The sequence below is a fragment of the Variovorax sp. 679 genome, assembly GCF_003952185.1.
Taxonomy (GTDB): Bacteria; Pseudomonadota; Gammaproteobacteria; order Burkholderiales; family Burkholderiaceae_C; genus Variovorax.
The window spans coordinates 280,343-305,147 of record NZ_RXFS01000003.1; the positions used below are offsets into that span (position 1 = coordinate 280,343).

A 24,805-nucleotide genomic window follows, 5' to 3' on the forward strand; every position below is an offset into this window, starting at 1 on the left:
GGACCTGCAGAGCGATGAGAACCACTCCCTTGCCTCACTCACGTCTGGGCTTCTCGCGCCTGCTGCCTGTCGGCGTCGACCCAGGAGCTTTGCCACTGCTCGCCGCACGAGGGCTTCGCGCCTTCGGCGACGGGTACATGGCGGTTCTGCTGCCGGCCTACCTGCTGTCGATCGGGCTGGGCACGCTGGAGGTGGGCATCGTGAGCACAGCGACGATGCTGGGCTCTGCGCTGGCCACGCTGGCAGTTGGCGCCTGGGGATACCGCTTTGCAGGCGGACGGCTGCTGCGCGGCGCTGCCTTGCTGATGGCCGCCACGGGTTTGGGCTTTTCAGGCTTGGCATCGTTCTGGCCTCTGCTGGTCATCGCACTGGTCGGCACGCTTAATCCCAGTTCTGGCGACGTGAGCGTTTTCCTTCCGTTGGAACATGCCCGCCTGGCCGCCGCGGCTCAGGGTCACGCGCGAACCGCGCTGTTTGCACGCTACAGCCTCGTGGGCGCGCTGTGCGCCGCACTGGGGGCCTTGGCCGCTGCTGTGCCCGACTGGTTGGTGCGACACACCGAGTTCGCGCGCCTGGACGCGTTGCGAGGGATGTTCGTTGTGTACGCCGCGATCGGGCTGACCGTCTTTTGCCTCTATCGGCGCCTGCCGGCACACACCTCAGCTAACAACACAGACAGCCCGCCTGTCGCACCGGCCCCACTCGGTCCGTCACGCCGCGTGGTGGTGCGACTGGCAGCGCTCTTCAGCGTCGATGCCTTTGCCGGCGGGTTGACGGTCAACGCCCTGATGTCGCTGTGGTTGCTAGAGCGGTTCGGCTTCTCGCTCACGCAGGCCGGGGTGTTTTTCTTCTGGACCGGCTTGCTGAGCGCGGCGTCGCAGCTCGCAGCGCCAGTGGTGGCGCAGCGCATCGGATTGCTCAACACCATGGTCTTCACGCACCTGCCGGCCAACGTCTGCCTGGTGTTGGCGGCGCTGTCGCCCAACCTGCCGATCGCGCTGGGCTTGCTGACGATCCGCAGCGCGCTGTCGTCGATGGATGTCCCCACGCGGACGGCCTACGTGATGGCTGTCGTGACGCCGGCCGAGCGTGCCGCTGCGGCGAGTTTCACTGCGGTGCCCCGGAGCCTTGCTGCAGCCATCAGCCCGACGATCAGCGGTGCGCTCTTCGCGGCCGGCTGGATCTCGCTGCCGCTCGTCGCATGCGGACTGCTCAAGATCACCTACGACCTCACACTTTGGCGCGCCATGCGGCGGGATCGGCTGGACGGGGAGTAGCCACATAAAGCGCTCCCGATCTGGAGCGCTTCCACAGGCCAGAAACACCTATGCGCACGCGCCTTTTACGCAAGGTGGCGAAGGATCACAATGATTGCTATGAGACGCCTGTTGGATGATTCTTCAGGCGGCCGTTCGAAGATGCGGACTACATTTCGCCAAATCGAGCGGGCTGCCGCATCGGTGCTGCTGGTCATCGGCGCCGCGGCCTTGATCGGCTGGGTGGTTGTCGAGCTCTATGTCAAGGTGGTCACTGCGGACTGACTGTGGCTCTGGACCACACCGGCCGCATGCAGCGACGGGATGCCGTGATAGCCAACGTAATGCCCGAACTGGATGATCAGGGCGCTCGATGCATAAGGTGCCCTGCGTGCAAATGTTCCGAAGCCGGAAAATCGCTTCAACGCATGTTTCAGGCCCAAGGCAGCGACGACACCCGCTGCAAGCAGCATCAAAAATGCGAATAGGTCCAATCTACGGCCACTAGATGCAAATCTGCTGTGGAGCTATTGCTTCATCTCCACAACACGACCTCTGCGCCTGGATCGGTGGACATTTCACCGATCCAAACGAGCAGAACACGCAGCAATCACCGGGCTTTGGGTGCAGCAGCGCCTTGCAGTTGTCGCATTCATAGAAGAACTGGCACGCGTCGATGGGCATGTGTTCACTCTTTGCGTAGCCGCAGTGTGGACAGGTCAGCACCGAGTCGAGAACCGCGACCCTTTCTGGGTTCTGCTCGCGCGTCATGAGTGCGCGTTCAAGGCGTCGCAGCTTTCCGATTGGCAACGCCTGTTCGCCGGCGACAAGAGATCCCAAATCGAAACGCTGATCATCAGTGCCAGTCCCACGTACAACAGATCGGCGGTCCACCACCGACCGAAGAACAGAAGCATGGCCGCGAGCACCATTGCGGGGCCGACCATGCCCAGCACGCTGCGTCGCCATTGCCGATGACGCAACCAGCCGAGCGCATTGGCGATCAGTGCAATCGCCGCAAAAAGCGGGAGCAGTGTGTTGATGAACAGGCCTTCATACCCGGCGAAGAATCCCAAGCCCATGGCCGAGCCGAGGCCAGCGAACGCGGGAAAACAAGCCGGACATGAGGCTGCGGAGACGATGCTGCCCAAGGCGCCCGTCTTGTCGGCCAAGCGCGTGATCCATTCCATTGATCAAGTCCTTGTATTTCGATAGCGCCACAATACTTCCGTAGTCAAGTACGGAGTCAAGTGACATGGACAACCTGAGCATCGGCGAATTTGCTGACACAGCGGGGGTCACCGTGGAGACGATCAGGTTCTATCAGCGCAAAGGCCTGCTGCCGCAGCCGGACAGGCCCTCAGGCAGCATTCGACGCTACGGCGCCACCGATGTGGCGCGGGTCCGGTTTGTGAAGTCCGCCCAGAGCCTGGGTTTCAGCCTTGACGAAGTGGCAAGTCTGCTCGCGTTGGATGACGGCACCCACTGCAATGAGGCGCGCCAGGTCGCGCAGGGGAAGCTTGCTGATGTTCGATCCAAGCTAGCCGATCTGCACCGTATCGAGTCGGTGCTGGCCACGTTGGTTGACGACTGTTCTGCGAGCCACGGTACGGTGTCTTGTCCACTGATTTCCGCGCTGCAGGAGCAGCCATCGCACGCTGCGCGCAGCCGTTGATTCAGTTCCGACCGCTATCGGAACTAGACAACTCCAGTCGCATGGAGTGACAGGAGCCCGTGATACCCAACGTAGAGCCCGACCAGGATGATCAGGGCGCTCGACGCATAGGGAGCCCTGCGCGCGAACGTTCCGAAGCCGGAGAAGCGTTTCGACGCGTGCTTCACGCCCAGGGCAGCGACGACGCCAGCGGCAACCATCGTGATCGCCAAGCCGATACTGAAGCAGAGTACGAGTGACGCTCCGAGGGTGAAGCGCTTGAGTTGCAGACACAGCAGCAGCACCGTGATGGCAGCAGGACAGGGAATCAGGCCTCCCGTGAGGCCGAAGCCGATGATCTGCCCGGTGGTGACGTTGCGGCTCGCAAAGCGGCGCTTGATATCGTTGGCGTGCGCCCGTTCATGCGCGTCCTGAAAACCAGGATCCGAGACATCCAGGCCGTGGTCTCCGTGGTCATGGCCATGTCCATGCTCGACGAACTCCACATCAAAGCTGTGTGCATGGCCACCATGTGCAATCGACAGCCGGACCGTGAACTCATGCGGCTCGGGAATCTCGTCGACTGATTCGAGATAGCTGCCCTTGCTGGCCAGAACGAACGCCTGGCGCTCCCCGCCAGGGCGTTCAGTTTCGAGGGTGACGGTCTGGCCTTGCGGCACGGTGTCATGCCCCTCAAATCGGACGCGGAATCGAGGCGGGACTCCATCCTCGAAGACTTCCAGGTCAACGATTCCATGACCGGTATCGATGCGACGCTTCTCCTCACCATGGCCGTGATGATCATGCCCATGGTCGTCGTCTGTCTCGATACGCTCGCGCTGCTGTTCGCGATAGGTCCGCCAGAGCATCCAGAGCGCAATCGAGATGATCAACACTGCTGAAGCAATCTGAAAGTAAGGCTCGGTCTCCTCGGCACTCCAGTTGCGCCCGAGGTAGAGGCCACCCATCGCGACGGCCCAGACGACAGCGGTGTGCGAGAGCGTTGCCGCGAGTCCGAGCAAGACGGCCTGTCCGACCGTGCCCCTGACCGCAACGATGAAGGCAGCCATCATCGTTTTCGAATGTCCGGGCTCCAGGCCGTGCAGAGCACCCAGAAGGATGGCGGATGGGATGAAAACCCAAGCGTTTCCAGATTGAAGAAGTTGAGCGAAGTTATCCATTTTTTTGAATGCGAGGAGGAGCCTGACATCGACCGATTTACATGATGGTCAGCTCGGAGAGGGGTGCTTCAAGTTCATACATATCCTATCCTCCCCCTATGGATACAACAAGCAGATCCTGTGTTGCCAATGAGGACTCCGAGCCATCTCAAAGCAGCCTCACCAAAAGGTCAGCGCCATCGCACGGCCTTCCGCGCCATCGCGCGAGAAATTCCCGCTGAAGCCGCTCTCGGTCAAACCTTCGTGCAAATGGTCGCCCAGCTTCATTTCGTCCTCGATCAGCAGGAGAAGCATGTCTTGGTGCGGGCTTGGCTATGACGGCCAGCGCGGGTGGTCGTCGTCGATGACGTAGTCGTGCGCGTGGGTCGTATCGTGCGACGTTCGTGCGTGGCCGGCGGCCGCCACGTGAGGATGATTGGCAGGCAGATCGGCATGGGTGTGCTCTAGCATCGCCTCGTCCGAACCGCGCCACAGATAGGCGGCCATCACGACGGATGCAGTCGCCAACCCACCCAAGGCAAGGAAGCTCACGGTCAAGCCGGTCTTCGCGCCTAACCAGCCGGCCAATGGGTAGGTGATGAGCCAGCAGGCGTGCGAGAGCGCAAACTGCGCCGCGAAGAGCGCGGGTCTGTCCTCCGGATGCGCGGATCTGCGAAGCAGACGACCGGACGGTGTCTGTGCCAGCGAATAGCCGAGACCGAGGACGAACCAGAGAGGAAGAAGTGCGGCGTACCACTTCGCCGCCAGGAACCCCAGGAACAATCCCACGGCGAGCAGCGCCGCGCCGCTCAACATCACCAGCCGCTCTGGAAGCCGCTCGAGCACCTTGGGCAGCGCTAGCGCAACCAGCATAGAGCCCGCGCCGAACAGCGAGAGCGCGACGGCGGTGGCGGTCTGCGTGAGCCCGAAGGTCGCTTGCACGAGGACGACCGTGTTCACGATGACCATTGCGCTGGCCGATGCCACCGCCAGGTTGAGCGCGAGCAGGCCTTGAAGCCGCGGCGTTGCAAGATAGATGCGCAGCCCCCGCGTCGTGCGCTCGTAGATTCCGCGCTTGGGCGGAACCTTGGCTTTGGGCAACACCGCGGACACGACCAGCGCCGCGGAAGCAACGAAGCCGACGACGGTGCCTCCGAACAACGCGTGGTAGCTCACGACGCTCAGCAGCAGCGCAGCGAGCGCCGGGCTCACTAGACTTTCCATGTCATAGGCCAGACGCGACAGGGACAGCGCGCGCGTGTACTGGTCCTCATCCGGCAACACGTCTGGAATCGTTGCCTGGAAGGTGGGCGTGAACGCGGCCGACGCGGACTGCAGCACGAAGATCAGAATGTAGATCTGCCAGATCTGTGTGACGAAAGGCAGTGTCAATGCAACGCCTGCGCGGATCAGGTCGAGCGCGACCAGGACGGCCCTGCGTGGAAGGCGTTCGGCAAAGGCCGATGCGATCGGCGCCACGCCGATGTACGCTGCCATCTTGATGGCCAGCGCCGTGCCGAGGACCACGCCGGCGTTCGCGCCGGCAAGGTCGAAGGCCAGCAAGCCCAGTGCAACCGTGGCAAGGCCTGTGCCGAGCAGTGCGATCACCTGGGCGAAGAATAAGTGCCGGTATGTTGTATTACGGAGCACGTCAAGCATGGAGACTCCTTTGTTGAACCGTCTATCGAGACAACGCGCGCTGACGTGCGACGTCGCCGGAGCAGCTGCGCAACTTGATGTACACAGCGTCACCCGCTTCAAAGCGGGTGTGAGAAGGGAGCGCCACGATGCGTCGCCGCAAGTGACCGAAGTCGGCGTAAGAAACGAGCGCAAAGCCATCGGCGGGGGCGACGCCGCGGCAATCGCTCGCAGACATCGCATCGAGCGTCGATGCTGAGCCGACCTTCTCGACTTTGGCCTTGCGCCAGCCGTCGTTGAAAGCGAATTGGCCTTCGTAGACGGTGGCACAGCCGGAAACCGCCCCGAGCGAGAGAACGATGGAAGTCCACAACAGCAGGCGCCTGGGATTCATGTCGATGCACTCGGGCCGGCGCTGCGCGCTTACTTGCCCGAGAAGTTCGAAGCGATGTAATTGCCGGCTTGGCTCAGGAAGACATAGAGGGTGCTCTTGTCGGCTTGCGTGACGGCCGCGTTCTTGAAGCTCACCTTCCACTCCTTGCCCTTCTTGCCGTCGATCTGTTCGACCTTCTCCACCTTCACGGCTTCCCAGCTCTTGTCGAGCTTGCCGCCGCTGACCAGCGAAGCCTTGCGCTGGGAGGCGCAATCGACCACGACCTTTTCCGATGCGGGCGTGTTGCCGTGGAAGTGGCAGCTGCCGCCCTCCGAAGCCATGGCGGAACCGGCGCCGGCGAGGGCTGCAAACGAGGCCAGGGCCATCGCGATTTTCTTCATTGAGTCATCCTTTCTTGATGATTGGTTAGTCGAGGGAATCCCTGCCAGGATCGGCAGTCTTTCCAATCTCCATGTCCTCGTGCGCGTGGTTGTGCTCTTGGTCAGGGAAACGGAAACCGTTGGGATCTGAGTCGTGCTGGTAGCCATGCAGTTGCATGAGCAGCAGCAACACGCCGGCGTAGACCAGCGCAAGGTTGGCGGCGAAGCTGAAGCGCCGGAACGAGGGGCGATGACGCCAGAGCGCCAGCAGCGCGACCATGACTGCCAGTGCAGCGATCTGGCCGATCTCGACGCCGAGGTTGAAGCTCAGGATGCGGATCAGCATCGAGGTGCTGTCGTCGCCGAGCGGCAGCTGCTGCAGCCGCGTGGACAAGCCGAAGCCATGCAGCAGTCCGAAACCGAACACTGCGACCAGCAGGTTGGGCGACTTCATGTCGAAGTACTTCTGGAAGCCGCCGTTGTTGTCGAAGCCCTTGTAGATGACGCTGATCGCGATGATGGCGTCGATCAGGTAGTAGTTCCAGGTGATCTTGAAGTACGTCGCGAACACCAGGGTGATGCAGTGGCCCAGCGTGAAGACCGTGACGAACTTGGCCACGTCCCTGAAGTTCGTGAGAAAAAACACCACGCCAAACAGGAACAACAGGTGGTCATAGCCGGTGAGCATGTGCGTGGCGCCAAGGCCGACGTACTGCAGGTAGCCGCCGCTGAGCATGCGCTGGCGATCGGCTTCGGAGATGCCGTGGGCGAGCACGTCAAAAGGCAGACCGATCAGCAGCGCCAGCACGGCGAGCGCCAGCAACGCGAGTTTCCGGTGAGGGATCAACATCAAATCTCTTTCAATGGACAAAGGTTCAGAAGATGGACGGGCAAGGCGCACTCACTCGAGCGCCAGGTCCCAGATCAGGTGCGCGTCGACGAGAAGTCGGTAGTTCGCACGCAGCGCGTCGGCACGGGCCTCGAGCGCTGAGCGGGAAGCCTCGAGGAACTGGCGCCTGGCCAGCAGCAGCGATTGCAGATCCGCTTCTCCCAACGCGTACGCGCGCTGGGTGAGTCGCGCGCTCTCGCCGGTGGCCGCTGCACCTCTCTCGGCGAGTTGCCAGCGCGCGAGATGCCCGGTGGCGTCCGCGTAGGTCTCGGCCACCGTCGTTTCCAGCTCTCGCTTCTGCCGATCGACGGCAGCACGTGCCACCTCGACCTCCTGCAGCGCCTGCTTCATGCGCTCGTTGCGGTAGGTGCCGCTCAGCGGAATGCTGATGCTCACCCCCACGATGCGTTCCTTGCGAAACGCCTCCGATGCCGCGAAGACACCCACGGTCGGATCCGGCACACGGTCGGCCGAAGCGCGCGAGGCCGCGAGTTCGGCTCTGCGCAGCTGTCCTTCGGCGACGCGCATTGGAGCGGCGGCAGCAAGCACCCGCTGCAGCCACAGGGATTCGGTGTCTCCGGGCGGCAGCGGATCAGCCATCGATTGCGCAGGCAGTTGCGCACCTGGGAAGCGAACCCGCAGCTTGGCGCGCGCCTTGGCGAGGTTGGAGGCCGCCAGGCTCGCCTGGCGCTCCACGTCCGCGAAGTCCGCCGCGGCGACGCTCACATCCAGTGCCGACGCATCGCCGGCCTTCTTGCGACTCTCCACAGCTCGCAGGTTGGCCTGCGCAAAGGCCAGCTGTTCCTGGAACAGCTTCTGGGCCTGTGCAGCAGAAAGCCCGTCGATCCACAATTCCAGCAGGGAACGAGCGGCTTCGCGGACGGCCTCGCCGACCTTGGCCTGCGCGATGACCTGCTCCGCTTCGCCGAGCTGCCGGTCGAGATCCGCCTTGCCGTTGATGCGGATGGGGCGCTCGAGTTGCGCGTTCCATTCATTGGAGGCCGGTCCGCCGCTGTCATAGTTGCGGCGCTGCATGGAAAGCCGGGTTGTCCATTCGTTGGGCGACGCGGCGAGCATCGCGGAGGTGTGACCTGCCGCCGACAAGGCGCTGCGTGCTTCCTGAACGGCCGGATCCTGCGCGATCCACTGCCGCGCCGAGACCGTCGGCGGCAAGTCGGCAGGCGTCGCCCGGTTGTCGGCGGATACGGGCAAAGCCCAGGCGATCATTGCGATCCCGGTCCACAACTTCATTTGATTTCTCCCTCAAAGGCCACGGGCGTGGCCCAGTAGCGGATGCCGGTGCCGGCAAAGTCGCGTTGGAAGCGCTCGAGCAGTTGCGCCAGGGCTTCCCCGCTCAGCAGGACCTGGATCTGCATGGCGCGGCTGCGGCCCATGACCTGTTCCTGCGCACTCAACCGTCCATGCGGCGCACCGTGGCTGTGAACCTGGACGCTGGTGAACACCTCGCTGCCTTCGCTCTCCAGCAAGGCGTCGAGCAACTTTTCCTCGACCGCGGGCGGGCAGATCAGGTTCAGACAGTACTCATGCATGGCGCACCTCCAGCGTTGGGTCGTCGCGCTGGTCGCGCGCGTAGGCGAACCGCAGGTACAGCAGCGGCAGAAGAATCAGCGTCAGAGCGGTGGCCGTGATCAAGCCGCCGATCACCACGATCGCCAGCGGGCGCTGGATCTCGGAGCCCGGCCCGCTGGTGAAAAGCAGCGGCACCAGGCTGAACGCGGTGATCGCCGCCGTCATCAGCACCGGCCGCAGCCGCCGTCGGGCACCCTGCGTGACGCAGGTGACCAGGTCATGGCCCTCGGCGCGCAGCTGGTTGAAGTAGCTCACCAGCACCACCCCGTTGAGCACCGCGATGCCCAGCAGCGCGATGAAACCGACCGAGGCCGGCACCGACAGGTACTCGCCGGTGACCCAGAGACCGACGATGCCGCCCACGAGCGCGAACGGGATGTTGCTGAGCACCAGCAGGGCCTGGCGCACTGATCCGAAGGTGGTGAACAGGATCAGGAAGATGAACCCGATCGCGAGGGGCACCACGAGGGTGAGCCGCGCCGCGGCACGCTGCTGGTTCTCGAACTGACCGCCCCAGCTGATGCGGTAGCCGGTGGGCAGCTTCACCTGCGCCGCCACCTTGGCTTTGGCTTCGTCGACGAAGCCGACCAGGTCGCGTCCCGTGACATTGGCGATCACCACGCTGTAGCGGCTGCCCATCTCGCGGTCGATCTTCACCGGTCCGCTCTCGCGCGTCAGGGTGGCCAAGGTTTCGAGCGGAACGCTCTGGCCATCGGACGTGGTGATGCGCAGGGCTGCAAACTCGGCTGGCGAGATCTTCACGCTGTCGGGCCCGCGAATCACGATCGGAACGCGCCGGTTGCCGTCGATCACGGTGCCGGCACGCTGGCCCTCGATCTGGACCCGCAGGGCATCCTGCACGTCTTCTACCGACAGGCCGTAGCGCCCGGCGCTCAGGCGATCGACCACCACCCGCAGGTACTGCACGCCGTCGTTCTCGACGGTGTACACGTCCTGGTTGCCTTGCACCGTCTTCATCAGCGTCTCGACCTGGCCCGCCAGCTCGTTGAGCTTGTCGAGCTCGGGGCCGAAGATCTTGATGGCGAGGTCGCCGCGCACGCCGATGATCATTTCGGACACCCGCATGTCGATCGGCTGGGTGAAGCTGTAGCTGATGCCCGGCATCTGGTCGAGCACTTCCCGGATCCGGGCGATCAGCGCGTCCTTGTTGGCCATCTTCCATTCCGCGCGCGGCTTGAGCACGAGGAAGGTGTCGGTCTGGTTCAGGCCCATCGGGTCCAGCCCGATCTCGTCTGAGCCGGCGCGCGCCACCACGCCGGTGATCTCCGGGATCTGGCTCATGAGCGCCTGGTGGATCTTCAGGTCCAGCGCGGCGGTTTCTTCCAGGCTCACCGAAGGCAGCTTCTCGATGCCCACGATGATGTCGCCTTCGTCCATCGCCGGCAGGAAGGTCTTGCCGACCTGGGTGTAGACGCCTGCGGCCGCGGCGAGCATAACGCCGGCCACGATGAACACGACCTTCTGGTGGCTTAGCGCCCAGCCAAGCACCGGTTCGTAGAGCTTGAGCAGCTTGCGTGGCAGCCATGGGTCTTCGTGTGCGACCTTCTTCAGTAGGAACGACGACAGCACCGGGATGACGGTGAGCGACAGCACGAGCGAACTGAACAGCGCGAACACGATGGTCATCGCCACCGGCACGAAGTACTTGCCTTCCAGGTCCTGCAGCGTCAGCAGCGGCAGGAACACGGTCACGATGATCAGGATGCCGGCAGAGACCGGCACCGAGACCTCGCGCACCGAGCGCAGCACCACATGCAGGCGCGGCAGCTTGCTGTCTTCCTTCTCGCGGCTGATGTGCTGCACGATGTTCTCGACCACCACGACCGCGGCGTCCACCAGCATGCCCAGCGCAATGGCCAGGCCGCCCAGGCTCATCAGGTTGGCCGACATGCCGACGGCCCGCATCAGGATGAAGGTGCTCAGCGCGGACAGCGGCAGGATCACGGCGACCGCCACGGCTGCGCGCACATTGCCGAGGAAGGCGCCCAACAGCACCAGCACGATGAGCGTCGCCTCGATGAGGGCTGTGGACACCGTGCCGACGGCCTTCTTCACGAGTTCGGCGCGGTTGTAGAAGACCTTGATCTCCACGCCCTTGGGTAGGGTGGGCTTGAGCTCGGCAAGCTTCGCCGTCACGCCCTCGACCACTTTCTGGGCATTGGCGCCCGCCAGCCCGAGCACCAGGCCCTCGACCGCTTCGGCCTTGCCGTCCTTGGTCACGACACCGTAGCGCGTGACGCTGCCGTCGCGCACCTGCGCCACGTCGCCCAGCCGCGCCAGGTTGCCGTCCTTGCGGCTGACCACGATCGCGCGCAGGTCGTCCGCGGTCTTGATGTTCCCTTCGCTGCGCACGAGCAGCACTTCGCCACCTTCGCCGAGCCGGCCCGCGCCGTCGTTGCGGTTGTTGGCTTCGATGGCGCTCTTGAGCTGCGCGGTCGACACGCCGAGCGCCGAGAGCTTGACGGGGTCCGGCACCACCTCGAAGCTGCGCACCTTGCCGCCCAGCGCATTCACGTCGGCCACGCCTGGCACGGCCCGCAGGGCTGGCCGGATGACCCAGTCGAGCAGGCTGCGCCGGTCCTCCAGCGACATCCCGTCGGTCTCCACGGTGAACATGAACATTTCGCCCAGCGGCGTGGTGACGGGCGCCATGCCGCCGCTGATGCCAGCGGGCAGATCGGCCGAGATGTTGGCCAGGCGCTCGGACACCTGCTGGCGGGCCCAGTAGATGTCGGTGCCGTCCTGGAAGTCCACCGTCACGTCCACCAGGCCGTACTTGGACACCGAGCGCAGCATGCGCTGCTGCGGGATGCCGAGCATCTCGACCTCGATCGGGCCGGCGATGCGGCTTTCAATTTCTTCCGGCGTCATGCCGGGCGCCTTCATGATGACCTTCACCTGCGTGCTGGACACGTCGGGGAAGGCATCGATGGGCAGATTGCGGAAGGCATACCAGCCGAAGCCCGCAAGCAGAGCGGTCGCGAGCAGCACGAACAGGCGCTGCGACAGCGCGAACTGAACAAGGCGGTTGAGCATGTCAGTTGCTTCCGCTCTTGCCGAGCCATGCCGCCTTCAGTGCGATCACCGAACCGGTCGCCACCTGCTGGCCGGCGCGCAGGTTGCCCGTGACCTGGACCGATTGACCCGCGCTGGAGATGACATTGACCGGTTGCGCGACGAAGCCCTTTTCGGTTCGGACGAACACGTAGGCCTTGTCGTCCTGGCGGGCAATGGCTGGCAGGGGCAACGCCCAGCCGGCGGTGTTCTCCGCGAACGGAACCTTGACCTGCACGACTTCGCCCGGGCGCAGCAGCTCGCCGCCTCCCACCACCCGGGCACGCAGCGTGACCGTCTGGTTGTCGCTCACCGTGGCACCGACCGACATCGGTGTCGCGCTGGCTTCTCGCCCGACCACCGTGATCGAGCCGGCGACCTTGCTCGAGAGCGCCTGCTGCTGGCGATCGGATGGGATCTGGATGTCGAGCCAGAGCTGCGCCGTGTTGACCAGGCGCAGCAGGGAATCAGAGCCCTGCACGCGCTGCCCGGCCTTCACATCCAGACCGACGACCGTGCCGGCGCTTCTGGCGCGCACGACGAGGCCGTCCTGCAGGTTGCCAGCGCCTCCCATCTTCCGAATGGCTGCAGGATCGACCCCGGCGAGGCGCAAGGAAGCTTCGGCAAACCGCAGGCGGGCCGCGGCCTCCTGATTGGCGGCATTGGCCTCCTGGACACGCCGCTCCGGAATGATCCCCTCGGAGAAAAGCTGGCGTTCGCGCGCGGCGGTCTGACCGGTCAGCCTGGCCTTGCTGGCCGCCTCCAGCAGCTTGAGCTGCAGGTCGCTGTACTCCGGGCTGCTCAGGCGCAGCAGCGGTTGGCCGGCCTTGACGGGCTGCTGCTCGTCGACGAGGAGTTCTTCGACCCGTCCACCGAACGGGGCACTGATGACCTGGTTGCCGCTGGGGGGCACCACCACGCGGGCGGGATAGGCCATGCCGCCGATCGCCGACGGCTTTTCCAGCGGCGCGAGCGTGATGCCAAGGGCCTGCATCTGTGCGGCAGACACCGGGAATTCGGCGGTCGATGGCGTCGCCGCAAAGGCGCTGGCCACCATGAGAAAACTGGACGCGCAACCGAGCGCGGCACGGCGGGCGAGCAAATAGGACATAGAAACTCCACGAGAAAGCGATCCCGCCGCGCAATCAGGCGACGAGGAGAAGGCAGCGCCGCAATGGCGCCGCCAGGGCTTCAGACGTGGAGTGAGGGCGGCGCGCGGCCGTCAGGAGGAACGGTTCGAAACAGCGGGATGGGCACTCGCTCTCGACCTGGGCGCCAGCGCGTGAGCGCTTCGGCCACGGGCTGCGTGATGAGCCCGAATAAAACGAACAGCGGCACAAGCGCCAGAAGCTTCGGCGCGGAGTCTGGACTGGCGAGTTGGATTGGGGTGCCTTGCAACGCCGACATCGAATGCCCGCCACCGTGATCCGCGTTGTCCGAGTCAACATGCAGCGAAAGATCATCGTTTTGATGAGCCACTTGCTCGAAGGACGAGTGACCCACATCCAGCTGACCGGCATGGCTCGAGTAGCCCTCGGGGCCGCTTTCGTGGTGATGCGCGTGGAACGGTGAACTGACCAGGTCCACGGCAATGACCAGCACCAGCAACCAGCGCATGAGCAGCATCACCACAGCCTTGGCGGGGGCGACCGACTCCGACAGCTGGAAGGCACGTGCGGTCACAGGTACTTCGTGATGTCTTTGAATTCGGCGATGGCCGTGCCGAAGTCGCGAGGCGACTTGGCGATCTCCTCGAGGCAGTGATCCAGGTGATCGTGGATCAGCAGCTTCTTGGCTGCGCTGATCGCCTTCTCGACCGCGTGCAACTGCTGCGCGATATCCGCGCAGTCGCGCCCGCTCACCATCATCTCGATGACGTTCTGCAAGTGCCCGTCTGCGCGCTTCAGGCGCTTGACCAGATCCGGGTGACTTTGGTGGAGGTGTTCGCCGTGCACCTGCGTATCCTATCAGGGGGGATACGAAACGCTCGAAAGAGGCACGCGCTGCGAAGGGGAATTCGTGGTGATGGAATGCTTACTGGGAACGGCGAGCTTGGCCTTTGCGGTCCCTTGCTCGCCCGGGATCGACGGCTCAGTGGCAGTGCCTGGTGCCGGTTGCCCTTTCCTGGTGGCAGCCGTTCTTGTCCGTACCGCCGGAATGAGCCCAGGCCCCAACGCTCAACACCAGAGCGGTCAACGCGAATGCGATCTTCTTCATTTCGTTCTCCTCACCCAAATGCGGGCAAAGCCAGTTTCGACGGATGTCAACAAATGTTAGTCAGGGTTTGCCAGCAAGCTGGCTGCTGAGCAGCGCCCCAACGCGGATCTGGGCGAACTGAGCTTTCGAAAATCTGTCTCGAAGATGCGCGGCATTGGCAATGCGCGTAACTCCCTAACCGCGCTTGCACATCCGGGTGAACTTGTTGCGCGTACTCACACAGCGCCGGCTTTTGCGCCGCGTGAGTCGTTCGTGCCCATTCCAACATTTTCATTTTCGAGGTGACGCCAATGAGATTGCTCCCAACGCCTGTCCAGGCCTGTGTTCTCGCCCTGTGCGCGGTTGCCGCCACCACGGCCCTGGCCTCCAGCCACCGCGAGGCGCCCTCGATCGCAGGGATGCCCAAGCTGGACGCCACCGACTTCTACATGTTCCGCAGCTACGAGCCCAATCGCCAAGACTTCGTGACGCTGATCGCCAACTACCAGCCCGACCAAGGCCCCTATGGCGGTCCCAACTACTACACGATGGATCCCAACGGGCTGTACGAGATCCACATCGACAACACCGGCGGCGCCACCGAAAACCTCACCTTCCAGTTCCGCTTCACCAACACGCTGCGCGACATTCAACTGCCGATTGCGGGCAAGCAGGTCTCCATTCCGCTGGTGCAGGCCGGCGCCATCACGGCGCCCAACCAGGCCACGAGCAACCTGCGCGAGACCTTCACGCTGACCGTGGTGCGCGGTGACCGCCGCAAGGGCCAAGCCGCCGCCGTCACCAACGCCGCCGGTGGCGCTGCGGTGTTCGACCGACCGACAGACAACATCGGCGAGAAGACCTTCGGCGGCCCGAACGGCTATGCCGCCTACGCCGCCCAGCAGATCTACAGCATCAACATCCCGGGCTGCGCCGCGGGGGGCCGCGTGTTCGCGGGCCAGCGCCAGGACCCGTTCGCGGTCGCGCTGGGCCAGGTGTTCGACCTGATCAACCTCAACCCGCTCGGCTCGACCAGCGCCTACGGCGCGGGCACGCTGGCCACGCGCAACGTCAGCACGCTGGCGCTCGAAGTGCCTATCTCCTGCCTCACCGCGGGCGGCACCGGCCCGATCATCGGCGGCTGGACCACGGCCAGCGCGCGCCAGGGCCGCCTGATCGCCAGCCCGCCCAAGAGCGGCCACGGCACCACGACGCTCAACGGCGGCGCCTGGGCGCAGGTCTCGCGCCTGGGCATGCCGCTGGTCAATGAGGTGGTCATCGGCCTGAAGGACAAGGACACGTTCAACAGCTCCAGGCCGATGGACGACGGCCAGTTTGCCACCTACGTGACTAATCCGACGCTGCCCGCGCTGATCCAGACTCTGTACCCCGGCGCACCGGCGCCGACGAACTTCCCGCGCACCGACCTGGTCGCGGCCTTCCTGACGGGCATCGACGGCGTGAACAAGCCGGCCAACGTCAAGGCGTCGGAAATGCTGCGCCTGAACACCGGCATCGCACCCACCGCGATGGCGAGCCAGAGCAACCTGGGCGTGGCCGGCGGCGACAACGCGGGCTTCCCGAACGGGCGCCGCCCGGGCGACGACGTAGTGGACATCGAGCTGCGCGTGGCCATGGGCGCCCTGTGCGTACTGACGGGTGCCAACGACACCCTCAAGGTCGGCTGCAAGCCCAGCGATGCACCGGCGGGCGGCGCGGCCATCACCGACGGCGCACTGCAGAGTCCCTCGCAGTTTCCTGCCGCCTTCCCGTATCTGAATACACCGCTGCCTGGCGCCGTCAACGCCGCCGCCGCACCGTGAACCGGGGTCCTCTCATGAAGAACACACGACTCTTCTCTCGTGCCGCCAGTGCGGTTGTCATTGCCGCGGCCCTGGCCGGCTGCGGCGGTGGAGGCGGCGGTGGGGGCGGCTTCTTCTTCCCGTTCCCGACCGGCACCACTGCGCCACCGCCGGACAACCAGCCGCCCGCGCAGGTCAGCGCCTATGACGCCTTCATCGCCTACGTGGTGGCGCTTGTTTCCACGCAGATCGACAACCAGGATGCGGCCAACGTGGCGCAGTTCGATCCGCCGCCTACGTCGGAGACCAAGGACCCGGTCGCCACGCAGTAGGCGCTGCATCGTGCGGACCGGCATCTTCACCGTGTGCGCCATCCGGCGATGGCTGACGCCGCTGGTGTCGATGCTGATGCTCGCGGGCACGGCGCATGCCGTGCCGCGCGTGCCGGCCAGCGACGACATGGTGGTGGAAACACTGCCCGCCGTCACCGGCTGGTCGAGCGAACAACGCCACCTGCGCCGCGAGCTGGTGCAGCGGCCCGGCGATCCGGCCACCGCCATCGAGGCGGCGACCACCTACCTGAACCTGGCGCGCGAGCAGGGCGACGCGCGCTACGCCGGCTATGCCATGGGCGCGCTGCAAGCCTGGGAGGGCAAGCCCGCGGCCGACACGCCGCCGGCCGTGCTCGTCATGCGCGCCACCATCGCGCAGTTCCTGCACGATTTCGACGGCGCCGAGGCCACGCTCAAGACCGCGCTGGCACGCCAGCCCAATGACCCCCAGGGCTGGATCACGCTCGCCACCATCCTGCGCGTGCGCGGGCGCTACAACGAATCCGACGCCGCATGCCGCGCGCTCGGCCGCGTCGCTCCCGTGCTCTACGGCGTTGCCTGCCTGGCCGAGAACGCCGGCCTGCGCGGCAGGCACGACGAGGCGCGCGACACGCTGCAGGAGCTGCTCGCCAACCCTGCGCTGGCCGGCGCCGCGCAGGCGGGCACGCGCCAGTGGCTGCTGACCAGCGTGGCCGAGGTCGAGGAGCTCGCGGGCCGATCCGCCCAGGCCGATGCCGCCTACCGCAAGGCGGTGGCGGAGCAATCCTCGGGCTATCTGCTGCTGGCCTACAGCGACTACCTGCAACGCGTCGGGCGGCACGCCGAGATTCCCTCGCTCCTTGCCCGGGAGGCACGCAGCGACGCCGTGCTGCTGCGGCTGGCCATCGCGGGCGCAGCCGCGCGCGACAAGGGGGCGAAGGCCGAGGCCGACGAGCTGCGCCAGCGCTTCGAGGCCTCGGCGCTGCGCCCCGGCACCACGGCGCTGCATGCGCGCGAAGAAGCCATGTTCGCGCTCGACGTGCAGAACGACCCGAAGCGCGCGCTCGAACTCGCGCGCTTGAACGTCAAGCTGCAGCGCGAACCCATCGACCTGCTGGTGTTCGCGCGCGCCGCCGCGGCTGCCAACGACAGTGCCGCGCGCGGCGAAGTGAAGGCCCTGATGCAACAGATCGGACTGAAGGATGCGCGTGTCGATGCGATCCCTTGAACGCACCGGCCTCGCCGTGCTGCTGCTGTTGGCGCTGCTCTGCGGCGCGGCGCCGGCGCACGCCCACAAGGCGAGCGACGCCTACCTGCAACTGCACCGCAGTGGCGACACGATGGACCTGCGCTGGGACATTGCGCTGCGCGACCTCGACGCGATGCTCGACCTGGACACCAACGCCGACCGCAAGCTCAGCTGGGGCGAGGTGCGCACACGCCTGTCCGAGATCCGCGCCTATGCGCTGGCACGCCTCAGCCTGCAGCAGGGCCGGTGCGCACTGGCCGAGGCGCAGCCCGCCGCCATCGAGGACCGCGTCGATGGCACGTACCTCGTGCTGCAACTGCAGGCCCGCTGCGGCGCAGGCGCCGCGCTCGACATCGACTACCGGCTGTTCCGCGAGGTCGATCCCACGCACCGCGGTCTGTTGCGCGTGGAGGCCGACGGCGGGGCGCAGCCCGCGGTGCGCTCGCTCGACCCATCGGGCGGACCGGTTGCCGTGCCGTGGCCGAACGCGCCGGGCGCAGGCGCAGCCGACGCCGCACCGGACACCAGCTTCTTTCGCGACGGCATCCATCACATCCTGATCGGCTACGACCACATCCTGTTCCTGATCTGCCTGCTGCTGCCTGCCGTGCTGCGCCGCCGTCCGCGGGCCGGCGAATGGGAGCCGGTGGTGGCGTGGCGCGAGGCCGTGTGGCCGATGCTCGGCATCGTCACGATGTTCACCATCGCGCACTCGATCACGCTGGCGCTGGCGGGGCTGAAGGTGGTGACCATCTCGCCGCGCATCATCGAGCCCGGCATTGCGATCACGATCATGTTGGCCGCCATCGACAACATCTACCCGGTGCTGCGCGGACGCCGCAAGCTGTTCAGCTTTTTGTTCGGCCTGATCCATGGCTTCGGTTTCGCGGGCGCGTTGGCCGAGCTCGACCTGCCGTTGCACGACTTCGTGATCGCGCTGCTCCAGTTCAACCTGGGCGTGGAGGCGGGGCAGCTCATGGTGGTCGGCGTGGTGCTCGTCGCGCTGCTGGCGATGCGCAACTGGCAGCACTATCCGCCGGTGGTGCTGCGCGGCGGCTCGGCGCTGGCGGTGCTGGTCGCCGTCATCTGGCTGGGCGAGCGGGTCTTCGACGTGAAGGTGCTGCCGTTTTCCTAAGATGCGGCCGCACCGTCGCTGTGTTGCCGCAGCGCGCGACGGCTGCGTTGAGATGCATGCCCAAACCAAGCCGGTGACGGTCGCGTCGAGAGCTGCAGCCTCTCTGTCCGCAAGCGCCGAGGGCTGCCGGACACGCACGGCCTGCGCCATTGCGCCCTCGGGCTGCCCATGCCTGTCGCAATCAACTGACATCCCAAACTTCGACGCGCACATGTCGTGATCGCACGTCCGACACCATGGCGCCCGGCCACATCCTCCTTCGCCAGAGGTCTTGCTCAGCGGAGAACGCACTTATCGGATTCCATTCCAATTTGACAAGATTTTCGAGGCAAATGAAGCCATGGCCCTTTGCCATCCGTGAATCTTGTTGCTGAGACGACCCGCTCTTTGTAAGGTTTCAGCCATGACGCTTCACTTCCGAATTGAATTTCTGTTGGACACATCGCCGGATGGCAGCGACGCCGTTCGCCGCGTCGTCCTTGCCGACCGCGAAACCGAACTGCAGCACGAGCTTGCCGTAGCTTTTTTGCTCGACGAGTTTGGCCAAAAGCCGCTGAACACCCAGATTGCGGTTCTTTCAGATCTCGCGTTCTTCCTCGAATGGCAGTTGCTTCGCGCAAGGCGTGCGGAAGCCTCGGGAAAAGCGAAAGCGCCCTTCATCAGTCCGGAAGGTCGCGTGCTTGCCGGCACGCGTGCACTGACGAACAGAGAAATTACTGAGTACTGCCGTTGGGCGTGCCTGCATGCCGACAAGCTCGCGATCGCGCTACAAGACGAATCCTCCACCTTCGCTCGGTTGGCAACCGGCAAAGCAGTCAAATTCGGCACGTCTAACCGCCGCATCAGGACCACCGGAAACTACGTTGCCTGGCTAACGAAGGAATGCGATCCCCGGTTGGAACTCACGGCAGAGGAGCATCGAATGCTTGAGGCCAGCGCGCAGAGCATTCGAATGGAATTTCATAAACACATCGCCACAGGCGACGATTCTGTAGAGGTCCGCTCGTTAAACGACGAACAACGGAGCAGCCTTGAGAGAGCCATCGGGAACGGTGGCCCATTTCCTCAAACTCCAACGGGGCGGCGCGACCGCTTGATAGTGGAAACACTCCACGAGTCAGGCCTCAGGGCGGGAGAGCTACTCAAGCTTTGCTGTGTAGATGTGATTGAGTCGTGGGAGTACAAGCCCGGGCATTTCACCGGGTGCCTCAAAGTCGTCGAAGCGCAAAACGATCCTGCCGACACACGATTGCATGAACCCGCTTGCAAGACAGGGGGTGGCCTGGTGCCGATCTCCACATCACTTGCGACCAAACTCATTGAGTACGTCGTCGGCGACCGCGAAGCTGCCGTCTTCAAATCAAACTCTACGACGCCCTTTCTGTTTGTGAACCATGAGGGCAAGTTCGAAGGAAGCCCTCTCGGCCGAAGAAACCTGAATCGCGTACTCGGCAAACTCAAATCCTTCGATTCGCTTCCTTCCAGCATCTCGCCTCACGTTCTGCGACATACCAACCTCAATCACGTTTACAAGACTGCGACGTCAAAAGGCCGTGACGCTCGTGAGATCGTGATCCAAAGAGGTCGATGGTCTACGAAATCAACGATGCCTGATCGATATGCAGCTCGTGCAATCGAAGAGCGCTCGGCCGAGCTTGTTCAACAGAGAGACCGCATTATTTCCTGACAAGTCACCGCATGTACGGCCCCTACACCGAATTCGTCGTCGGGAGCGATGAAATCTTCCCCAATGATCTTCCAACTCACATCAGGATCATCGACGACGAGTCGCGACTCATCCGCGTCAATTTGGATGGCATGTTGCTTCCCACAACTGGCGGCATAGAAATCGCATTCCGGCTCAGGGATGTCGAAGATCTTCTGACGCCCGCCACAGCGACCATTTATTACGCAGTGGTTCTGAATGCCTTGGACGGCAAGCGCAAAGTCTCCACCGGGCTCCAGTGGTTTTCTCGTTTTGAACGGATGCTCAGAAGGTTGAATCTCGCCAAAAGAGCTGCATCCATCACGCTGAAGATGTACATGGAGGAAGCGCGGCAATCGTCTCCAAATGACCTGAAGACGCTCAGGAGCTTGTTGAGGTATTGGATACGTCTCGGCTATCCAGGCATCGCCCCGGACCTTAAGGCTCACATTCTGACCTCTCAATCACCGAAGAGTGCGACATCCATCGAGATTCAGGCAAGGAAGACACATGAGCGACCATTCACGATAGAAAAGATTCGCGCGATTCATCGGCAAGTGGATGACTTGTACATCGACGGGAAGTTCAACCCACAGCAGAACCTGCTTTGGCGCCTGATGATCTCTGAGGCTTTGCGGCCTTCCCAAATGCAACTTCTGAGGGTCAAGGATGTTTCGTTATCCGCCAAAGCTCTCGCGGTGCCCCTGGTCAAGCTCCAGGGGAAGCCGAGCCGTTCAAGGATGATGAATGTGACCGTCTCGGAGGCTGTACACGTGGCTCTTCGCGATCATCTGGCCTGGATGGAAAAGCTCTCCGGCAGCGACCTTCCTCCAGATCAGCCTCTCTTTTGCGTCAACATCAACAAGCAAGCTCCTTTCCTGCAGCAACGAACCATCGGCATCACGTCTCTGATAGTTCGCACTCGAGGGCGCATCACAGACCACATTGCAGAACTTCGCGACCTCGATCTTTTCACCAGGCGATTCAAACACACCAAACTCACCCATCTGGCAATCCTAGGTGCGCCATTGGAGGTCCTCAGGCAGGCGGCCTTTCACACCACATCTGGCTCGCTCACGCGCTACGTCAACTTGACCGACGAGATGGCTGATGCGTTTGAACGGCAGATGGATCCGCACTTCGTGCTTGTGATAAACGCGTTCAGAGGTTCGGTATTGGATGCAGGTACCGAGAAGTCCATACCTGAAGACAAACTCATCCTCAACGCCGAGTTGAACGACAGCCTGGGCGGATGCGGAGATGAACTATGCGGCGTTTTAGCTCCCGATGGTTGCTATATCTGTCCGCGATTCAAGGCCTTCGTAGATGGACCGCACGACCAAGTTCTAGCGAAGATGGAGAAGGCGCGAGAAAGGAAGGTGCTGATGCTATTGCCAGTGGAAACGATTCAAAGAGACGACAACATCATCTCTGCGGTGAAGCAAGTCATGGAAATCTGTGAGCGCAGAAGGGAAAACGAATGCAAGGAGTAGTCCCGCTCTTCAGAAGCCAGACCGCTGCAGGCCCCGACAGATTTGAGGAGTTTGTCAGGTGGGGATGCCCCGGTGGAGTCGCAGGTTTTGACACAGTGCATGAGCAAGGTTATGACCCAAGTGTTCCATGGTTTGCGATGGCGCCACACCGTCTGAAAGCGGGTGACAAGACCACGCGACTACCTCTCATAAAAATTGAGCACCGCGTAAGGGCACGGAAGATATTCATTCGCACTCGAACCGGGCCACCCAAGATCACCAACCCAGAGGCAATGATTGGCGGAGACCGGTTCCTCACGTTTGCGAAGACATACATCAATGTGATGATCATCTACCGCAATCTGAGAGGGTCACCGAAAACGATCGTTCGCACCCTGGAACTCCTGGACTGGGCTCTGCGCCAGCTCAACTCTGGAAACAATGATCCAAGCCTGCTGACGCGAGCGACCTTTGTTTTCGCCGAACAAGCCTTGATTGGCGGATCAGATTGCGCATCTATCAAATACGATGTCGGATGCGAGTTGGACTTGCTTGCAGGTATGTTGCAGGGTGGCCATCACACGAAAAGCTTCAGGTTTGGCCAATACGGTTTTGGCCTGCTGGCAAATCGCTTCACTTTCAAGTCCAAGGTGCCCATGCCGACGAAACGGAAGGCACAACTTCTTGATGAAGATGTGCAGAGGAAGAGCCAAGCCAGGCGGCTACCGAATGAAGTCGTAACGGCTGTTGGACTGGCATACCGTTCCGCCCAACAGCGCTTCGGTCCGACACATGAAGTTACCTCAATGGCCGCATTGGTAGCGTTGCCCTTCACAACCGTGTCGATGCGTCTATCGGATCTCTTGCAGCTTCACCCCAACGCCCTCAGGAGTGTTGACGGAAGGGTTCGGATATCAATTTATCGACCCAAGACCGATCTGTACCAAGAACTTCCTATCCCAAAACAACTCGAGGCTCTTGCCCAGGAACTGATCGAGGTCGCCGCCAATTTCTCATCGGACGCAAGAGCAGCGTTCAAGTACTACATCGAGAACTTCGACAGCTTCGAAAAGATTAATCAGCTGTACATCCCGGACCATCTGCAGAGCGATTTTTCGCAGTCGTACTTCAGAAGACCTCCACCTAGCGCAAAAAATACTGCTCCATATGTACCCGTCAGTGCCGTAGATTTAACGGCTCGTGAATACCCTTCACTCTACGACAAGATCCCAGAGACCATTTGCGTCAAGCTGCGCACGTTACGTGGCGTGAACCATCCGCAAGACTTCTTCCCGCAGCTGACCAGATCTCAATTCTCAGGACGAATCTACCTATCGCACCTTGATCTGAGCGTGTTGTTCAGGGTCATCGGGGTCAAATTACCTGATGAAGTCCGACTGCTTGACAAAGGTATCTTCATTGATCGGGACTACTTACTCAACTCGATCACTGCAAACGAAGGACAGAAGATCGGAATCGAACTGGCTTTTCTCGTGGCCGGGAGAAGTCTCTCCTGTTTTTCCAGTGTTGAAGAGTTACACACCAGACTTTTGGTGGACTTCAAGAAGGCAAGGTTCCCTCATTGGCCTTACTCATCCAGAGATAGAAAGACGCGGCTCGACGAGGTCCTCTGCGCCGCGTTTGATGGTCAGATTGATCAGGAAACTGATCACTTGACACGGAAGCGGGCTTGGTGGCGCCCTGTTGTCCTTACGTATTCTCGTTTTGTCAGATGGACTAGCAGCCGTTTGGGTAAGCCTCCGAGGCTCTTCGCGACACTGGACATCAAACTCTCGAATGGCGAATATCCGTCGTTTACCCTTCACGATGCACGGGCCTATCTTCAAACGCGAGCGCTAACGCTGGGGGTGAGCGAGCAATACCTTGATCTACTTGCGGGACGAACGACAGGCCCGCAGTCAGCACACTACGATTTGCGCACTCCGGCAGAGATCGTGAGCGGCTCTATCGAGGGGTTTGATCCGGCAGTCGACTTTAAGGTGACTGGCCCTGTTGCGAACGCCGCACGAACAATTGAAGTGGTAGATCGAAAAATCTTTCTCTTTGAAAGAGCTGTACCCAAGCAAATCACGGAAGTGGGGGGATGCTCAACATCTTGGTCTCTCAACCCTTGTGAACAGCATGGCGACTGCATGGGGTGTGCCCACCACGTCTGGAGGAAAGGGGACAAGAAGCGCTTGCCGATCATCAAAGAGATGCATCGGCACTCCGTCCACATGATCGCCGAGGGACGCAAAAAGTTGCGATCAAGCGGGGGACTGAAGAAGCCGATCGAGCGCCACATCAGGCAACACGAGTGGGTTCGCGCTCGCTGTGAAGAGATCTTCGCTGTGGAGAATGACCCCTCAATTGCACCGGGCACGATTGTGACGTTCGATGCGGCGCCAGAGGCTCTTGGCCTGTCCGAACTCACGTCTCGATTACACGATAAACATGTCGGCGAGCCGCCGGAAAGAGATGACCATGGGGATGCCGAAGATTAGTCGGAAGGCCGAAGCATCGATCGTTGCCATCTTGAAAGAATGGCCTGCCAAGCAACGATTAACCTGGGATTCGCTCAGAAAGCAAATAGCCAGGAAGTTCAAGGCGTCAGAAGTGTGGTCGCGTCAATCTCTTGGGGCAAATGAAGCCATCTACAGCGCATACGAAGCAGCAAAGAAGCCAGATGCTGAGCGCTCGAGCGCCCCCCAGCACAGCCGGTCTTGGTACGCGAAACGAGTTATCGAGTTGGAGCGAAAGGTTGCCGACCTGTCTGCGAAACAAGCTGCACTGCAGTTGCGTCACACGCAGCTAGTTCACAACGTGTCCCTATTGCCCGGCGGCATCGGGCTGCTCGCTCTTCCATTGCCCAGCAATACGCGCAGAAGGCGAGAAGATAGGTAGAGAACTCCCCAGACGC

At 62.7% G+C, this 24,805-nt stretch carries 26 protein-coding genes; 11 read left to right on the plus strand and 15 right to left on the minus strand.

Going from position 1 to position 24,805, the window contains the following annotated elements; translation table 11 throughout:
- Nucleotides 1–14: 14 nt before the first annotated feature.
- The gene (locus EJO71_RS08655) at nucleotides 15–1,277 is read left to right on the plus strand and encodes an MFS transporter (RefSeq protein WP_125948387.1); all 1,263 of its coding nucleotides are present in this window, start codon (nucleotides 15–17) and stop codon (nucleotides 1,275–1,277) included.
- Nucleotides 1,278–1,388: 111 nt separating this feature from the next.
- Nucleotides 1,389–1,541 (plus strand): hypothetical protein, encoded by a 153-nt coding sequence (locus EJO71_RS34290; protein ID WP_164546788.1) that lies wholly within the window; start codon nucleotides 1,389–1,391, stop codon nucleotides 1,539–1,541.
- Between the two features lie 219 nt (nucleotides 1,542–1,760).
- On the opposite strand, the gene EJO71_RS34725 is transcribed toward EJO71_RS34290, so the two are convergent.
- Both EJO71_RS34725 and merC read right to left on the minus strand, forming a co-directional pair.
- On the minus strand, nucleotides 1,761–2,027 hold the full coding sequence (locus tag EJO71_RS34725) for a GDCCVxC domain-containing (seleno)protein (protein WP_125948386.1): 267 nt from the start codon (nucleotides 2,025–2,027) through the stop codon (nucleotides 1,761–1,763).
- A complete protein-coding gene (gene merC / locus EJO71_RS08665) occupies nucleotides 2,024–2,446 on the minus strand; it encodes an organomercurial transporter MerC (RefSeq protein WP_125948385.1) in 423 nt (140 codons plus the stop codon). The genes EJO71_RS34725 and merC overlap by 4 nt, the downstream gene beginning before the upstream one ends.
- A 65-nt stretch (nucleotides 2,447–2,511) precedes the next feature.
- Here merC and merR point away from each other — a divergent pair, with 65 nt between their 5' ends.
- Nucleotides 2,512–2,931: an Hg(II)-responsive transcriptional regulator gene (gene merR / locus EJO71_RS08670; protein WP_125948384.1), complete on the plus strand. Its 420-nt coding sequence runs from the start codon at nucleotides 2,512–2,514 to the stop codon at nucleotides 2,929–2,931.
- 23 nt (nucleotides 2,932–2,954) lie between these two features.
- On the opposite strand, the gene EJO71_RS08675 is transcribed toward merR, so the two are convergent.
- The 13 genes from EJO71_RS08675 to EJO71_RS08730 form a co-directional block, all read right to left on the minus strand.
- Complete coding sequence (locus tag EJO71_RS08675) at nucleotides 2,955–4,091, minus strand: nickel/cobalt efflux protein RcnA (protein WP_125948383.1); 1,137 nt, start codon at nucleotides 4,089–4,091, stop codon at nucleotides 2,955–2,957.
- 159 nt (nucleotides 4,092–4,250) lie between these two features.
- Nucleotides 4,251–4,385: a hypothetical protein gene (locus EJO71_RS34935; RefSeq protein ID WP_276311654.1), complete on the minus strand. Its 135-nt coding sequence runs from the start codon at nucleotides 4,383–4,385 to the stop codon at nucleotides 4,251–4,253.
- A gap of 18 nt (nucleotides 4,386–4,403) precedes the next feature.
- Nucleotides 4,404–5,729, minus strand: coding sequence for an MFS transporter (locus tag EJO71_RS08680; protein WP_125948382.1), 1,326 nt, complete (start codon nucleotides 5,727–5,729; stop codon nucleotides 4,404–4,406).
- A gap of 22 nt (nucleotides 5,730–5,751) precedes the next feature.
- On the minus strand, nucleotides 5,752–6,102 hold the full coding sequence (locus tag EJO71_RS08685; RefSeq protein WP_125948381.1) for a hypothetical protein: 351 nt from the start codon (nucleotides 6,100–6,102) through the stop codon (nucleotides 5,752–5,754).
- Nucleotides 6,103–6,131: 29 nt separating this feature from the next.
- The gene (locus tag EJO71_RS08690; RefSeq protein WP_125948380.1) at nucleotides 6,132–6,482 is read right to left on the minus strand and encodes a DUF6488 family protein; all 351 of its coding nucleotides are present in this window, start codon (nucleotides 6,480–6,482) and stop codon (nucleotides 6,132–6,134) included.
- A 25-nt stretch (nucleotides 6,483–6,507) separates the two neighbouring features.
- The gene (locus tag EJO71_RS08695) at nucleotides 6,508–7,311 is read right to left on the minus strand and encodes a HupE/UreJ family protein (RefSeq protein WP_125948379.1); all 804 of its coding nucleotides are present in this window, start codon (nucleotides 7,309–7,311) and stop codon (nucleotides 6,508–6,510) included.
- 51 nt (nucleotides 7,312–7,362) lie between these two features.
- Complete coding sequence (locus tag EJO71_RS08700) at nucleotides 7,363–8,601, minus strand: TolC family protein (protein WP_125948378.1); 1,239 nt, start codon at nucleotides 8,599–8,601, stop codon at nucleotides 7,363–7,365.
- Nucleotides 8,598–8,900, minus strand: a complete 303-nt coding sequence (locus tag EJO71_RS08705) for a DUF3240 family protein (protein WP_125948377.1) — start codon at nucleotides 8,898–8,900, stop codon at nucleotides 8,598–8,600. Before EJO71_RS08705 ends, EJO71_RS08700 begins: the two co-directional genes overlap by 4 nt.
- Entirely contained in the window at nucleotides 8,893–11,997 is a 3,105-nt protein-coding gene (locus EJO71_RS08710; protein ID WP_125948376.1) for a CusA/CzcA family heavy metal efflux RND transporter, read from the minus strand. Before EJO71_RS08710 ends, EJO71_RS08705 begins: the two co-directional genes overlap by 8 nt.
- A 1-nt stretch (nucleotide 11,998) precedes the next feature.
- Complete coding sequence (locus EJO71_RS08715) at nucleotides 11,999–13,126, minus strand: efflux RND transporter periplasmic adaptor subunit (RefSeq protein WP_125948375.1); 1,128 nt, start codon at nucleotides 13,124–13,126, stop codon at nucleotides 11,999–12,001.
- Nucleotides 13,127–13,206: 80 nt separating this feature from the next.
- On the minus strand, nucleotides 13,207–13,698 hold the full coding sequence (locus EJO71_RS08720; protein WP_125948374.1) for a hypothetical protein: 492 nt from the start codon (nucleotides 13,696–13,698) through the stop codon (nucleotides 13,207–13,209).
- Nucleotides 13,695–13,970: a metal-sensing transcriptional repressor gene (locus EJO71_RS08725; RefSeq protein ID WP_125948373.1), complete on the minus strand. Its 276-nt coding sequence runs from the start codon at nucleotides 13,968–13,970 to the stop codon at nucleotides 13,695–13,697. The genes EJO71_RS08720 and EJO71_RS08725 overlap by 4 nt, the downstream gene beginning before the upstream one ends.
- Before the next feature lie 136 nt (nucleotides 13,971–14,106).
- Nucleotides 14,107–14,232: a YHYH domain-containing protein gene (locus EJO71_RS08730; RefSeq protein WP_125948372.1), complete on the minus strand. Its 126-nt coding sequence runs from the start codon at nucleotides 14,230–14,232 to the stop codon at nucleotides 14,107–14,109.
- A gap of 290 nt (nucleotides 14,233–14,522) precedes the next feature.
- On the opposite strand from EJO71_RS08730, the gene EJO71_RS08735 reads away from it, so the two are divergent.
- From EJO71_RS08735 to EJO71_RS08770, 8 genes are all read left to right on the plus strand, one after another.
- Entirely contained in the window at nucleotides 14,523–16,034 is a 1,512-nt protein-coding gene (locus EJO71_RS08735) for a DUF4331 domain-containing protein (protein ID WP_240651331.1), read from the plus strand.
- A gap of 14 nt (nucleotides 16,035–16,048) precedes the next feature.
- Nucleotides 16,049–16,345, plus strand: a complete 297-nt coding sequence (locus EJO71_RS08740; protein WP_125948371.1) for a hypothetical protein — start codon at nucleotides 16,049–16,051, stop codon at nucleotides 16,343–16,345.
- A 10-nt stretch (nucleotides 16,346–16,355) separates the two neighbouring features.
- A complete protein-coding gene (locus tag EJO71_RS08745) occupies nucleotides 16,356–17,552 on the plus strand; it encodes a hypothetical protein (protein WP_240651330.1) in 1,197 nt (398 codons plus the stop codon).
- Entirely contained in the window at nucleotides 17,539–18,708 is a 1,170-nt protein-coding gene (locus EJO71_RS08750) for a HupE/UreJ family protein (RefSeq protein ID WP_240651329.1), read from the plus strand. Before EJO71_RS08745 ends, EJO71_RS08750 begins: the two co-directional genes overlap by 14 nt.
- A gap of 403 nt (nucleotides 18,709–19,111) precedes the next feature.
- Nucleotides 19,112–20,395 (plus strand): tyrosine-type recombinase/integrase, encoded by a 1,284-nt coding sequence (locus EJO71_RS08755; protein ID WP_125948369.1) that lies wholly within the window; start codon nucleotides 19,112–19,114, stop codon nucleotides 20,393–20,395.
- 11 nt (nucleotides 20,396–20,406) lie between these two features.
- A complete protein-coding gene (locus EJO71_RS08760) occupies nucleotides 20,407–21,906 on the plus strand; it encodes a site-specific integrase (RefSeq protein ID WP_125948368.1) in 1,500 nt (499 codons plus the stop codon).
- A complete protein-coding gene (locus EJO71_RS08765; protein WP_164546787.1) occupies nucleotides 21,894–24,389 on the plus strand; it encodes a hypothetical protein in 2,496 nt (831 codons plus the stop codon). Before EJO71_RS08760 ends, EJO71_RS08765 begins: the two co-directional genes overlap by 13 nt.
- Nucleotides 24,370–24,789, plus strand: coding sequence for a hypothetical protein (locus EJO71_RS08770; RefSeq protein WP_137860742.1), 420 nt, complete (start codon nucleotides 24,370–24,372; stop codon nucleotides 24,787–24,789). Before EJO71_RS08765 ends, EJO71_RS08770 begins: the two co-directional genes overlap by 20 nt.
- The last annotated feature ends 16 nt before the right edge of the window (nucleotides 24,790–24,805 follow it).